Source organism: Chryseobacterium gregarium DSM 19109 (assembly GCF_000430845.1).
Lineage (GTDB): Bacteria > Bacteroidota > Bacteroidia > Flavobacteriales > Weeksellaceae > Chryseobacterium > Chryseobacterium gregarium.
Genome location: NZ_AUMU01000009.1, coordinates 112,527 through 127,348, shown reverse-complemented (window position 1 = coordinate 127,348; position 14,822 = coordinate 112,527). Strand labels below are relative to the sequence as shown.

10 protein-coding genes and 1 riboswitch are annotated in these 14,822 nt (G+C 40.7%); of the genes, 8 read left to right on the top strand and 2 right to left on the bottom strand.

The window, feature by feature from the left end; all coding sequences use genetic code 11:
• Positions 1 to 28 precede the first annotated feature (28 nt).
• Genes H561_RS0111535 through H561_RS0111525 form a run of 3 tightly spaced genes read left to right on the top strand, consistent with a single transcriptional unit; the run spans position 29 to position 2,297 of the window.
• Entirely contained in the window at positions 29 to 1,351 is a 1,323-nt protein-coding gene (locus tag H561_RS0111535) for a DUF58 domain-containing protein (protein ID WP_027387153.1), read from the top strand.
• A 7-nt stretch (positions 1,352 to 1,358) separates the two neighbouring features.
• The gene (locus H561_RS0111530; RefSeq protein ID WP_027387152.1) at positions 1,359 to 1,856 is read left to right on the top strand and encodes a YegJ family protein; all 498 of its coding nucleotides are present in this window, start codon (positions 1,359 to 1,361) and stop codon (positions 1,854 to 1,856) included.
• Positions 1,857 to 1,871: 15 nt separating this feature from the next.
• A complete protein-coding gene (locus tag H561_RS0111525; RefSeq protein WP_027387151.1) occupies positions 1,872 to 2,297 on the top strand; it encodes an OsmC family protein in 426 nt (141 codons plus the stop codon).
• Between the two features lie 81 nt (positions 2,298 to 2,378).
• Here H561_RS0111525 and H561_RS0111520 read toward each other — a convergent pair whose 3' ends face one another.
• Both H561_RS0111520 and H561_RS0111515 read right to left on the bottom strand, forming a co-directional pair.
• A complete protein-coding gene (locus H561_RS0111520; RefSeq protein ID WP_081411658.1) occupies positions 2,379 to 4,058 on the bottom strand; it encodes a T9SS type A sorting domain-containing protein in 1,680 nt (559 codons plus the stop codon).
• A gap of 241 nt (positions 4,059 to 4,299) precedes the next feature.
• Positions 4,300 to 6,912, bottom strand: coding sequence for an MGH1-like glycoside hydrolase domain-containing protein (locus H561_RS0111515; protein ID WP_027387149.1), 2,613 nt, complete (start codon positions 6,910 to 6,912; stop codon positions 4,300 to 4,302).
• 187 nt (positions 6,913 to 7,099) lie between these two features.
• Positions 7,100 to 7,208, top strand: a riboswitch (SAM riboswitch).
• A gap of 61 nt (positions 7,209 to 7,269) precedes the next feature.
• Here H561_RS0111515 and H561_RS0111510 point away from each other — a divergent pair.
• The 5 genes from H561_RS0111510 to metH all read left to right on the top strand — a co-directional run bounded on the left by H561_RS0111510 (position 7,270) and on the right by metH (position 14,821).
• The gene (locus H561_RS0111510) at positions 7,270 to 8,208 is read left to right on the top strand and encodes an alpha/beta fold hydrolase (protein ID WP_027387148.1); all 939 of its coding nucleotides are present in this window, start codon (positions 7,270 to 7,272) and stop codon (positions 8,206 to 8,208) included.
• Positions 8,209 to 8,210: 2 nt separating this feature from the next.
• The gene (locus H561_RS0111505; protein ID WP_027387147.1) at positions 8,211 to 9,752 is read left to right on the top strand and encodes an ACT domain-containing protein; all 1,542 of its coding nucleotides are present in this window, start codon (positions 8,211 to 8,213) and stop codon (positions 9,750 to 9,752) included.
• A gap of 104 nt (positions 9,753 to 9,856) precedes the next feature.
• On the top strand, positions 9,857 to 11,017 hold the full coding sequence (locus tag H561_RS0111500; RefSeq protein ID WP_027387146.1) for an O-succinylhomoserine sulfhydrylase: 1,161 nt from the start codon (positions 9,857 to 9,859) through the stop codon (positions 11,015 to 11,017).
• Between the two features lie 62 nt (positions 11,018 to 11,079).
• Positions 11,080 to 12,099, top strand: coding sequence for a homocysteine S-methyltransferase family protein (locus H561_RS0111495; protein ID WP_027387145.1), 1,020 nt, complete (start codon positions 11,080 to 11,082; stop codon positions 12,097 to 12,099).
• 61 nt (positions 12,100 to 12,160) lie between these two features.
• Entirely contained in the window at positions 12,161 to 14,821 is a 2,661-nt protein-coding gene (gene metH / locus H561_RS0111490) for a methionine synthase (protein WP_027387144.1), read from the top strand.
• Position 14,822 lies beyond the last annotated feature (1 nt).

The window sequence follows — 14,822 nt, the reverse complement described above, 5'->3', positions numbered from 1 at the left end:
ACTGCCTATTGCTTACCGATTATTGCCAATGAAAAACCTATACATCAATACACGCTTTTTTTTCGCACTCATCGGAGTGGGGGTTCTGTATGTTTTTGCATTTTTCTTTCCGGTCCTGATGATAGCGGCACATGTCCTTTTACTGTTATGTTTTTTAGCGACCATGGTAGATTATCTTTTTGTTTTTAATCAGAAGGATGGCATATCGGCCCAGAGGATTTTACCGGAAAAACTGTCGAACGGTGATGAAAACCCGGTGAAAATTGATATTAAGAATAACTACAGTTTTACAATTAATGCCAGAATCATCGATGAAATTCCGTTCCAGTTCCAGAAGAGGGACTTTTTAATTGAAAAACAGATTGAATCAGGGAAAAATAATTTTTTCCAGTATATCTTAGAGCCGAGAGAGCGGGGGGAATATCATTTCGGGAACCTGAATGTATATGTTTCATCGCCTTTAGCCTTCGTTTCGAAAAGGTTTACATTCCAGAAAGATGCTGCCCTGCCGTCATATCCCTCATTTATTCATTTGAGAAAATATGAGCTGATGGCGCTTCAGAGCGAATTTCTGCTGGGCGGGATTAAAAAAATAAGAAAGCTGGGGCATACGATGGAATTTGAGCAGATCAAAGACTATGTTCCCGGAGACGATATCAGAACCATTAACTGGAAAGCGACCTCCAAGACCAACCGGCTAATGGTCAACCAGTTTCAGGATGAGAAATCACAGCGGATTTTTATGCTGATCGATACCGGAAGAACGATGAAAATGCCCTTTAAAGGATTGAGCCTGCTGGACTATTCCATCAATGCAACCATGGCACTGTCGCATATTATCCTGAAAAAAGGTGACCGAGCGGGAATGATGACCTTTTCCAAAAAAACAGAAAATAAGATTGCCGCAGAAAATAAATCGGGGCAGCTTAAAAAAATCTCCGAAACCCTCTACAATATTAAAACCGACTTTTTTGAAAGTGATTTCAACAGATTATATCAGGATGTAAAGTATTCATTAAACCAGAGAAGTTTAATTCTATTATTTACCAATTTTGAAACTTTGGACGGACTGAACCGTCAGTTGAAATATCTGCGCGGGATCGCTAAAAATCATCTATTGGTTGTGGTTTTCTTTAAGAATGCAGAGCTTCAGACAATCATCCATAAAAATCCTGAAAGCATGCAGGAAATCTATGATGAAATTATTGCAGAAAAGTTTGAGTTTGAGAAAAAACTGATCATCCAGGAGCTTCGTAAATATGGGATTTATACAGTTTATACCCTGCCTGAAAATTTAAGTATTGATGTGATCAATAAATACCTGGAGATCAAAGCAAGAGGGATTTTATAATTTTAAGATGAAAAAAGTAATAAGCATATGCCTTTTGTCGTTTCTGGTGATAAGCTGCCAGGATAAAGAACAGAAATTAAAAAGGACAGGAGAGCGGGATGTTCTGTATGTTCAGAACTCAGACCAGGAAATGAATGCAGCTATTAAAAAGGCTAAAGAAACTTTTTCTGATTTCCAGACAGCATTCAATAATGATAATCCTGACTATTCCAATTTTAGTATAAAGCAAAAATTTGATACATCAGACGGCGGAGGCGAGCATATCTGGATCGGTGATTTGCAATCTAAGGAAGGCGGATATTACGGGATTGTTCAGAATGTTCCGGTTGATGTGGCGGAGGTTAAACTTGGTGATTCAGTTAAGATTTCTCCTGAAAGGCTGAGTGACTGGATGTATCAGGATAAAAATTTGGTCAAAGGAGGATATACCATCAAAGTCCTTAGGAATCATATGACTCCTGAAGAAAAAAAGGAAATGGATGCGGAAGGATTAATTTATGAATAAACAAATATCAGTTAAATGAAAATAACACTCAACAGAATCAACGACCATTATTTATTTGAATGTACCAATGCTCATGGAAATTCAATTCTTTTGGATAATACTTCTGAACTTGGTGCAAGAGGAGTCTCACCGATGGAAAGTGTTCTGATGGCGGTGGCAGGATGCAGCGGCATTGATGTGGTTTCTATCCTGAAAAAACAACGGCAGGAAATTACAGGGTTTAAAGCCGAGGTGGAAGGAGAAAGGATTCCGGTGGATGAAGCTAAGCCTTTCAAATCAATTAAAGTTAAATTTCTATTGGAAGGAAATATTGACCCTAAAAAAGCACAGAAAGCGACACAGCTGTCTTTTGAAAAGTATTGTTCTGTGTCAAAGACACTGGAACCGAATGTTGAAATAAGATATGATGTTTATGTGAACGGAGAAATCGTTCAGTCATAAAAGTCAATCTTAATAAAAAAGTAAAATGCGGATAAAAATCAATTTTTATCCGCATTTTTTAATATGAATAGGTGTATTAATTTACCTTTTAATTGTTTTCATGCTTTTTACAGAACCGTCTTTCATGGTTAAAGTTAAGATATACATTCCCGATTTTACTCCTCCCAGGAATAATTCAGAAGATGGATTTTCTACTGTTGTTACGATAACTCCCGAAAGATCCGTTATCACTGCTCTTTTTACATTTTCCGGTTTTTCAATATGTAAAGTGTCAATAAACGGATTCGGATAAGCAATTCTTTCTTTTTCTTTTGCATTGACTTCACTGGTAGCCAGAACCAAAGGTTGAAGTGTTACTGTTACAGTGAAAGTGCCGTTATCCACTTTATTGTAAGCTGCACTGCAGTCAGAGCCTCCATATGTTCTCCATGCTCTCATTTCAAAGTCAACTGTTCCCGTAAGATCATTTGCTAAAGTAAGGCCGGTCCTGTTGTAAGAAAATGTTCCGGTGTTTGATCCTGATCCCGAAGATACTGCAGCTTCCGTATTGCCGTTGGTTGTACAGGCAAGCAGACTTCTCTGTTCAGTCATCCAGCCGTTACCGGCCGTTGACATATTGTAAGATACAGCCGTTGATTTTATTTTATATCCAGCCGGAACGGTAATGCTAAGGCTTCCCGGGCAGTTGGTTGTCGATGAAGTGGTGACACTTGTATTATTAAACATCGTATTGATATCCCCGAGGGTATAAGTTGAGGAAATCTGTCCCGTCGCTATCTCTTTCATTTTCCAGAAGCTCTGGCCGGATCCGCAGTTGGCTCTCACCCAGAAATAATAGGTTTCCCCCGTAGCAAGACTATTTAGCGTTACCGAAGTGGTCCCTGCCGGAACGCTTCCCGTAGGAACGGTTGTTGCGGTAGGCGCAGCAGGTGAGGTGCTGTAATAATACTGATACCCTGAAGACGGTGCACTTGCAGAAGCATCCCAGTTTACAGTCGCACCTGTCATGGTAGAAGTGTATGTAAGATTGGACGGAGATCCGCATGCATTATAAGCGTCTGCAGAAACGGCAAAGATATTAGGGATTCCTCCGGTTCCTGTTTTGGTCACGGTTACGCTTTTAACGCTTTTGGATAGGTTGGCAGGGTCTACTGCTAAAGGAATCTGATATAATCTGGGATTGGTACCGCTTCCTGACTCCAGGTTATTGTTTGTAATATTTATCCTTCCGATTCCCTGTACAGCATAACTGCTTCCGCCATACCAGTCTGAAATGCTGATCCCTGTAAAGGTTTGCGAAGTATTATCTGTAAAATTTACATCTACGTCCACCGTACAGGCTCCGCTTCCTCCAGTAGCCAGTATATATAAGCTGTTTACGGAAAGAGGCGTGGTGAACATAAGAGTACCGTTATCCCCTGCAGCTAAAAGCCTCAGTGAATTGTTGGAGCTGTAAGAAGCCATCTTGTAAGATAATCCGGATGTAGAAGAAACCGCAGAATTAATAATTCCGTTGACAGGAAGTCCATAGGTAAGCGGAGTACTGCTTGATGTCAATTGAAAATCACGCGAGATAAATGCATAGCTTACTCCATCTACATCATTATTGGTAGAAGATGCAGCCGCACCGACTCCGTTAGCGATAACATCAGCGTTAAATCCGCCCTGAATCTGCATTGGTTGATATTCCTGAGCATTAAACTGGTTGGTAAACATTGCTGCAAATACCACAGCGGTAAGAGGTAGTAATTTTCTTTTCATAAATTTAATTATTAGATTTATTATGCTAATATAGGGAATAAATTAATAATACATTAATGAAATTTGAATTTTGATATTTAATTTTTACTTAAATTATAGAAACAATGCCGTAGTGCTAATTGAAATTCAGTTAGAGCGAATTCCTTTCTCTTAATCTGATAAATGTTATTGCGTGACAGATAGGAAAAAGCCTCTTGATAAAGAGGCTTATAGAGGTTGAAGTGAATATGATTTTATGATGTTATCCTAATCTGGGCTTCATCAGTTTTGCAACGGTTGCTGTCCAGCCGGTCTGGTGGGAAGCCCCTACACCCCGGCCGTTGTCGCCGTGGAAATATTCAAAAAAGGTAATATAATCTTTAAAATTATCATCATAATTGAATTTGGAGTTGCCCCCGTTAAAAGGCCGTTGGCCTACTTCATCCTTAAGGAAAATAGAACACAGCCTGTTGCTGATATTCTGTGCCACCTCATCGAGATTTTTCTTATCGCCGCTTCCGGTAGGCAGTTCGACCTTAAGGCTGTTGCCATAGTAAAAATGGAACCTTTGCAGGCTTTCTACAATTAAGAAATTAATCGGAAACCAGATCGGCCCTCTCCAGTTGCTGTTCCCTCCGAACATCCGGCTGTCACTTTCTGCTGGAGTGTAATATACCACGTTCTCAGTCCCGTGCACCGAGAAAACAAATGGATTTTCCTCATACACTTTAGACATCGCCCGGATTCCGTAATCGCTCAGGAATTCTTTTTCGTCAAGCATCCTTGATAATACTTTTGAAAGCCTGTTCTTACGCAGAATGCTCATCAGGTGTTTTCTTCCCTGGCCTTCTTCTTCCCAGTGGGACACCAGTTTGGTCAGTTCAGGTTTGTTTTTAAGGACCCATTCCATTCTTTCCATGAAATTAGGCATTTTATCGAGCAGGTGATGGTCGATAATTTCTACGGCAAACATAGGAATCAATCCCACGATACTTCTGAGTTTCAGTGAAACGCTGTCGCCGTCACCCAGCTGTAAAACGTCATAGAAAAAGCCGTCTTCCTCATTCCACAGTCCTTTGGTGCCGTCACCCAGGTTTTCCATGGCTTCGGCAATATAAAGATAATGCTCGAAAAACTTAATGGCCATATCTTCATACACCGGATAGTACTGGGCAAGTTCCATGGCAATCCGCATCATATTCAGTGCATACATGGCCATCCAGCTGGTTCCGTCGGCCTGCTCCAGGTGCTGCCCGTCTTTTAATATCATGTTCCGGTCAAAAGCCCCGATGTTATCAAGCCCAAGGAAGCCTCCTCCGAAAATATTTTTGCCGTTTTTATCCTTTCGGTTAACCCACCAGGTAAAATTTAAAAGTAACTTCTGGAACACTTTTTCCAGGAATAAAAGATCAGGTTTCCCATTCTGCTTTTCATCAATTTTAAAGACCCGGAAGCATGACCATGCATGAACAGGCGGATTAACATCGCTTAAATTCCATTCATAGGCCGGCAGCTGCCCGTTGGGATGCATATACCATTCTTTGGTTAATAGCAGAAGCTGCCCTTTTGCGAATTCTGCATCGATGATGGCTAACGGCACACAGTGAAAGGCCAGGTCCCATGTTGCATACCACGGATATTCCCATTTATCGGGCATTGAAATAATATCTTTATTATGAAGATGATTCCACTCCGTATTTCTTACGTAATTATTAAAGTCCCTCGGCGCTTCGTAGTTGGGGTCTCCTTTCAGCCATTTTTCGACATTATAATGGTAAAACTGTTTGTTCCATAACAATCCTGCAAAAGCCTGTCTTTGAACATTTCTTTCATCTTCACTTTCCACATCATTCTGCACCTCGCTATAGAACTCATTGGCTTCTTCAATTCTTGTTTCCAGTATTTTGTCGAAATCCTGGAAAGGCTTATCCGACTCGTGGGGCGATAATCTGAAATCAAATGTTTTTGATTGGCTTGCTTTAATAGTTTCATCAATTAAAAACGAAGCCTTTGTCCCTCTTTTTTCAGGGTTGACGGTATTGCTTCCGTAAATAATGTAATCATTGATGCCGTCTTTGAAATAAGTGTTGCCGGGATAGGGTGCTCCGCGTAATTTCGGATTGTTTGTTTCATTATCACAAAAAGCACTTTCAGCATTCATGTTTCTCGAATAAAGCTTTTTGACGGGAACGCTGTCATGGTTAATATTGATACATCCTTCATGAGAAGCATTGGTCTGTCCTTTATAGGTGTTGTAGCCCCATTTCCAGTTATTTCTGAACCATACGGTGGGGGCCACAATGATAGGTGCATCTGCCTCGCTTCGGTTACACACCGTTACCCGTATCAGAAAATCATCGTGATCTGCTTTGGCATATTCAATAAAAATATCGAAATATTCATCATGGTCGAAAATTCCGGTGTCAAAAATTTCATACTCAGGCTGTTTTTTGCTGCGTCTTGCATTTTCAGCACGGATATCGTCATAAGGAAATTCATTGATGGGATATTTATACAGCATTTTCATATAACTGTGCGTAGGCGTATTATCCAGGTAGTAAAAAATTTCCTTGATATCTTCCCCATGGTTTCCCTGAGGGTTGCTGAGCCCGAAGAAGCGCTCTTTAACGATTTTATCTTTCTTATTCCAGAAAGAGAGCGCGAAGCAGAAAAGCTGCTTTGCATCTGAAATCCCCGCAATTCCCTCTTCACCCCAACGGTAGGCGTAGCTTTCTGCATTGTTATGATTGGCGAAATTCCATGCGTCGCCGTTTGAACTGTAGTCCTCTCTAACATTTCCCCATTGCCGGTTACTTACATAAGGTCCCCAGTTCTTCCAGTTGCTATCCTGTAATCTTTGTTTTTCTGCACTCATATCTCACCTGTTTTCCATACGAAGTTAGTTTTTTTAAGAAAAAACTCCAACTTCTTACATTTGAATTATTAATAATATAACTTTTAAAATCCTTTATTGATAAGGGTTTGTTATATTAAATTAAATTTATATGCATATTTAAAAAAATGTTCTATCTTTGCACCATTCGTTCATTCGCATATTGAAAATGTTATCAAGAAAGGTTGAGGGATTAGACCCTATGAAACCTTAGCAACCCTTTGTGCAAGCAAAGAAGGTGCTACGTTCTACCAGATTTATTTCTGGACAGATAACTTACTGAAATTTCTTTCAGCCATTCTCGTGGCATTTTCAATTGTATTATAAAGCATAATAGAATTGAAAACAGAACTGAACCATATTCATTTTTCGTACCATACCGATTCTCAAAAGGAATATCATATTCCGTTAAGCTATCAGCTTTTCGGAAAAGCCCTCTTTTCAGCACCTCTTATTTTAATTAACCATGCGTTAACCGGAAATTCAGACGTGGCCGGAGAAAAAGGCTGGTGGAAAAATCTGATCGGCGAAAACCGCATCATTGATACCAATAAGTACACCGTTCTGTGCTTCAATATTCCAGGAAACGGCTATGATGGTTTTTTATTGGATGAATATGAAGATTTTACGTCTTCGGATATAGCCAATATCTTTTTAAAAAGCTTGGAAATATTAGGAGTTACGCGTTTATATGCCATAATCGGAGGATCTCTGGGAGGTGGGATCGGATGGGAAATGCTGGCGAAAAATCCAGGACTTGCTGAAATTTTCATTCCAGTTGCCTGTGATTATAAAACCCACGACTGGCTTCATGCCCAGTGCCTGGTTCAAAAATTTTTATTGAATCAGAACGATGAACCTCTGCAAAAGGCCAGGATCCATGCCATGCTGTGTTACAGGACACCCCAGTCTCTGAATGACCGGTTTCAGAATACATACAATAATGAAAAACAACGGCTGGCATCCGAAGACTGGCTGATTTATCATGGAAATGCATTAAACGAAAGATTTAGTCTGAAAGCATACCGGCTGATGAACCATTTGCTGATGAATATCAATGCTGATGAAGACAGATTGAACAGGATAGAAGCAGACATCCATCTGATTGGAGTGGATACCGATCTGTTTTTTCCGGTTTCAGAAATCCGGATGTGCTGCGGGAACCTGAAAAAGAATAAAAACCGGGTATTTTATCATGAAATACAGTCCATACACGGGCATGATGCCTTCCTGATGGAATATGAACAATTAAATACGATCATTAAAAATATTTTGTAAAGATGAAGAACAGTGCCAACGAAATAAAATTTTTAAAAAACAGGTCCATCATTAAGTTTGAAGGAGAAGATTTCCTGGGGGAAATCGGGATTGACGGAAGGATTTTCAAAGCGCTTACCTTGGCGCGGATCAGTGTCGGGGTAATTTCCCAGCAGGCTATTGAAAACGGATTGTCTATTCTGGTGCAGGAAAGCGATTCTGAAAAAGCAGTCAACTGCCTGATTGATGAATTTGAGGCAGAACGGAAATCCGGGAAAGTTTCTCAGATCTACAGTATTAATAATGTATCGGTATTAGGGTTTGTTGCAGAGGATTTTAATAAAGTCCTGTCGGAATTGGCCAGGAATAATGTGTTCCCATTGCTGCTCAATCAGATAGCCAGTGAAAAAAGAGTGAACATTGTGGTGACCTCTTCACAAAGCGAAAAAGCAAAAAATATCATTGAATCCGAAATTTATAAAACACCGAAAACGGTGCATTTAGCCATCATCGGTCATGGGAACGTTGGGAAAACATTGATAAAACAGGTTCTGGAATCTTCGGAAGAAATTAAAAGACGTAAAAATATCGATCTTAAAGTTGTGGCAGTAGCCAACTCCAGAAAAATTGCCTTCAGTAAAAAAGGGTTCGGAAACAACTGGAATGATGAGGTGCTGACTGCTGAAAGTCCTTCAAATATCGATACCCTGATCAGGTTTTCAAAAGAAAACCAGCTGGAAAACCTGATTGTGGTAGACAACACGGCAAGCAAAGACTTTGTAAAAAACTATCATGCGCTGGCAGAAAATGGTTTTGACCTGGTGTCTTCCAATAAAATTTTCAATACCCTTCCGATTGAGGAATACCGTAAACTGAGGTATACCTTAAACAAAAACAACAGGCGGTACTTATATGAAACCAATGTGGGCGCAGGTCTGCCGCTGATTGATACCATTAAGCTTTTACATCTTTCAGGTGAGAATATCACGAGGATCAAAGGGGTGTTTTCAGGAACTTTAAGTTACGTTTTCAATAATTTTTCTTTGAGGGATGATCGGTTTTCTGTCATTATCAATGAAGCACTGGAAAAAGGATATACTGAGCCGGACCCGAGAGAAGACCTGTCAGGAAATGATGTTGCCCGAAAGCTGCTGATTTTAGCCCGGGAATTAGACCTGATCAATGAATTTGATGATATCAGAATCCAGAATCTGGTGCCGGAGCATTTACTTTCCGTTTCCAAACCGGAATTTCTTACAAGACTTGAAGAATTGAATGAAGAATATCAGAAAATTAAAGGAACCCAGGAGCCTGGCCATGTATTGAGATATGTCGGTGACCTGCACGGAGATCTGCAGCAGGACAAAGGCGAACTGGATGTACAGCTGATTTCTGTCCCCGCAGGTTCAGCCTTAGGGCAGCTGAAGGGCTCAGATTCAATCTTCGAGATTTACACTGAAAGCTATGGAGAGCATCCGATCGTTATTATGGGAGCCGGAGCCGGAGCCCAGGTTACCGCAAGAGGTGTTTTCGGAGATATTTTAAGACTCAGTGAAACAAAATAAATAAATGTAACAATATAACAATGTATCATTGTAAAAATCAAAAAATGATACCATGAATTGGTGAACTGCTAAACTGATACATTGTTATATTAAATTTAATTTTTATGGAAAATTTTGAAACCCTTGCTATACGGACGCAGACTGAAAGAACCCAGTTTGACGAGCATTCAACACCGCTGTTTTTAACTTCAAGCTTTGTTTTTGAAGATGCCGAAGATATGCGGGCGAGCTTTGCCGAAGAAAAACCCAAGAACCTGTACAGCCGTTTTTCAAATCCGAATGTAACGGAATTTACAGATAAAATTACAAAAATGGAGGGAGCAGAAGCAGGATATGCTTTTGCAACAGGAATGGCGGCCATATATTCAACCTTTGCGGCTTTATTGAATGCGGGCGACCATATCGTGAGCTGTCAGTCGGTTTTCGGTTCTACACATACGCTGTTTACCAAATATTTCCCGAAATGGAATATTCAGACCAGCTATTTCAAAGCTGAAGATGCAGAAAATGTAGAACAATATATCCGGCCGGACACAAAAATCCTATACCTTGAGACCCCGACCAATCCTGCCATTGAAGTATTGGATCTGGAATTTTTCGGAAAAATCGCTAAAAATCACAACCTGATATTCATTGTAGACAATTGTTTTGCAACGCCTTATCTTCAGCAACCGGTTAAATATGGAGCGGATATTGTCGTGCATTCTGCAACAAAACTGATTGACGGACAAGGAAGGGTATTAGGCGGGATAGCAGTCGGAAGAGAAGACCTGATCAGGGAAATTTATCTTTTCGCAAGAAATACGGGTCCGGCCATGTCTCCTTTCAATGCCTGGGTGTTGTCCAAAAGTTTGGAAACATTAGCCGTGCGTGTAGAAAAACATTGTGAAAATGCGTTGAAAGTAGCAGAATTTTTAGAAGGCCAACCGAATGTAGAATTGGTGAAGTACCCATTTTTACCCTCTCATCTGGGCTATGAAATTGCCAAAAAGCAGATGAAACTGGGAGGAAATATCGTCGCCTTTGAAATAAAAGGAGGCATTGAAGGCGGAAGGAATTTCTTGAATAAAATAAAAATGTGCTCATTATCTGCAAATCTGGGCGATACCAGAACCATTGTGACACATCCGGCTTCAACCACTCATTCAAAATTAACAGAGGAAGAAAGGAATGAAGTGGGTATTACTGCGGGTTTAGTCCGCTGTTCCGTAGGTTTGGAAAATGTGGAAGATATCATTGCAGATTTGAAGCAGGCATTGGAATAATGGATCTTTTCAAGGTTCAAAAACCTGATAAGACTACAGTCAAAATTAAGATCAAATTAAAAATGAAAAATTCAGAACAATTATACAAAGCACTATCCGAAAGAATTTTAATTCTCGACGGAGCCATGGGGACGATGCTGCAGCGTTATAAATTTGAGGAAGAAGATTACCGTAGCGAACGTTTCAAAAACTGGGAGCACCCTGTCAAAGGAAACAATGATTTATTGTCATTGACCCAGCCCCATGCCATCGAAGAAGTACATAAAAAATATCTCGAAGCCGGTGCTGATATCATTGAGACCAATACATTTTCGGGAACCACCATTGCCATGGCTGATTATCACATGGAAGATCTGGTGTATGAACTGAATTACGAGTCAGCAAAAATTGCCCGCAAAGCCTGTGATGAATATACCGAAAAGAATCCTGATAAGCCACGATTTGTCGCCGGTTCCATCGGCCCGACGAACAGAACGGCAAGCCTGAGCCCGGATGTTAACGATCCTGGTTACCGGGCCATCACTTTCGAAGATTTGAGGGTAGCTTACAAACAACAGTGCGAGGCATTGTTAGACGGGGGTTCAGATATTCTTTTAGTGGAGACCATTTTCGATACCTTGAATGCGAAAGCCGCTTTATTTGCCATCGATGAAATTCAGGAAGAAAGAGGAATCGAAATTCCGATTATGGTTTCCGGAACCATTACCGATGCTTCAGGAAGAACACTGAGCGGACAGACGGCAGAAGCGTTTTTAATTTCCGTATCACACTTGAATTTATTAAGCGTTGGATTTAACTGTGCTTTGGGAGCCAATCAGCTCACACCATATCTGGAAACTTTGGCCCATAATTCAGAATTTTATGTTTCGGCATACCCGAATGCAGGTTTGCCGAATGCCTTCGGTCAATATGACGAGTCCCCGGAATTTATGGCGGAGCAGATCCGGGAATATGTTGAGAAGGGACTGATTAACATCATCGGAGGTTGTTGCGGAACAACGCCGGAACATATCAAAGCGATTGCAGATCTGGTTGAAAAATATGAGCCGAGAAAAGCAACCTATAATAAGGCGTTAATTTAACAGTTTGCGAATGTTCAGTTCAGCAGCAGATTGTTAGATTTTTAAATTGGTAAATTATAAAATGAAATATTTAAGATTATCAGGGCTTGAGCCTTTGATTATAACACCGGAAAGCAATTTTATCAACGTTGGGGAGCGGACCAATGTAGCCGGGTCCAAGAAGTTTTTACGATTAATAAAAGAAGAGAAGTTTTCTGAAGCTTTAGATATTGCAAGAGACCAGGTAGATGGTGGTGCCCAGATCCTTGACGTTAATTTTGATGACGGTCTGATCGACGGAAAAGCTTCCATGATCAAATTTCTTAACCTTATCGGCTCCGAACCTGATATTTCCAAAATTCCGATTATGGTCGATTCTTCCAAGTGGGAGATTCTTGAAGCCGGCCTTCAGGTGGTTCAGGGAAAGTGTGTGGTGAATTCCATCAGTTTAAAAGAAGGGAAAGAAGAGTTCGTAAAACATGCCAGGGCCATAAAAAGATATGGAGCAGCCGTGATCGTGATGGCTTTTGATGAAGTGGGGCAGGCGGACAATTACAAGAGGAGACTCGAAATCACAAAACGTTCTTATGACATTCTGGTCAACGAAGTGAAATTTCCTGCTGAGGATATTATTTTCGACCTGAATATCTTCCCTGTTGCCACCGGAATGGATGAACACCGCAGGAACGCAATCGATTTCATTGAGGCGACCCGATGGGTAAGACAAAATCTTCCTTATGCTTCGGTGAGCGGAGGCGTATCCAATGTTTCTTTCTCTTTCCGTGGAAATGATACCGTAAGGGAGGCGATGCATTCTGTTTTTCTTTATCATGCGATACAGGCAGGAATGAACATCGGTATTGTGAATCCCGCAATGCTTGAGGTGTATGATCAGATTAACAAAGAACTTTTGGAACTTGTTGAAGATGTCATTCTTGACAGAAGAGAAGACGCTACGGAACGTCTTTTAGATTATTCTGAAAGAAATAAATCAGTTAAAAAAGAAAAGGTTGAAGAACTGGAATGGCGCTCTTATCCTTTGCAGGAAAGAATTACCCATTCTCTGGTAAAAGGGATCGACCGTTTTATTGAAGAAGATGTGGAGGAAGCCAGGCAGCAGGCCGTAAAACCGTTACATGTTATTGAAATCAATCTGATGACCGGGATGGGCGTGGTGGGTGATCTTTTCGGAAGCGGAAAAATGTTTCTGCCGCAGGTGGTAAAATCAGCACGGGTAATGAAAAAAGCAGTAGCCTATCTGCAGCCCTTCATTGAAGCGGAAAAAGACCAGACTCAGAAAGCCAACGGAAAGATATTAATGGCCACCGTAAAAGGCGATGTTCACGATATCGGTAAAAACATTGTGAGTGTAGTTCTGGGATGCAACAATTATGAAATTGTCGATTTGGGTGTGATGGTCCCTGCCGAAAAAATTATTCAGGCTGCCATTGAACATAATGTTGATGTGATCGGATTAAGCGGACTGATTACCCCAAGCTTAGACGAAATGGTCTACATCGCTTCAGAACTGGAACGGCAGAACTTAAGTTTTCCTTTATTGATCGGCGGAGCAACGACTTCAAAAGCCCATACCGCGGTAAAGATCGATTTGAAATATAAAAATGCCGTCGTTCACGTAAATGATGCCTCAAGAGCGGTGAATGTAGTAAGTTCCCTGCTGGGCGACCGTAATAAAGAATATGTTTCGGATCTGAAAAGCGATTATTCGGATTTCAGGGAAAAATTCCTGAACCGGCAGATCGATAAAGATTATGTTACCATTGAAGAAGCAAGGATAAACCGTTTTAAGATTGACTGGCAGAATGAAGAAATCTTCACCCCTAACCAATTGGGAATACAGATTTTTGAAAACCAGGATTTAAATGAATTGCTGCCGTTTGTAGACTGGTCTCCGTTTTTCAGAAGCTGGGACCTGCATGGAAAATATCCGAATATTTTAGAAGATGAGGTCGTCGGGGCGCAGGCCAGAGAATTGTTTAAAGATGCGCAGGTGATTTTAAAAAGGATCCTCGATGAAAAATTGCTCACTGCAAAAGCTATTTTCGGGATTTTTAAAGCAAATACCAATGAGACAGATGATATTATCATCTTTGATGAAAACCATCATGAACAGGTTAAATTTTTAACCCTCAGACAGCAGGCCCAAAGATCAAAAGGAAAAGATTATCTGGCATTAAGTGATTTTATTGCTCCTCAAAGCTCCGGTAAAACGGATTATGTAGGAGTTTTCTGTGTAACCACCGGCTTTGGGACGGATGAGCTGTCCAATGAATATGAAAAGGCCCATGACGATTACAATGCCATTATGGTAAAAGCTTTAGCCGACCGTTTTGCAGAAGCTTATGCTGAATTTTTGCATAAAAAAGTCAGGACCGAATACTGGGGCTATGCCAACCAGGAAAACCTGAGTAATGAAGACCTGATTGCTGAGAAATATAAAGGGATTCGCCCTGCACCCGGCTATCCCGCCTGTCCGGATCATCTCGAAAAACATGCGATCTGGGATCTTTTAAACGTAGAAGAAAATATCGGGGTATATCTGACGGAAAGCCTTGCGATGTTTCCTACCGCTTCAGTGTCCGGATATTATTTTGGAAGCCCGCACGCCAAATACTTTGGGTTGGGCAAAATTGCTGAAGACCAGTTGAAAGATTATTCGAAAAGAAAAGGGATTTCTTTACAGGAAGCCAGAAAATGGCTGTCACCTAATTTAGCGGATTAAG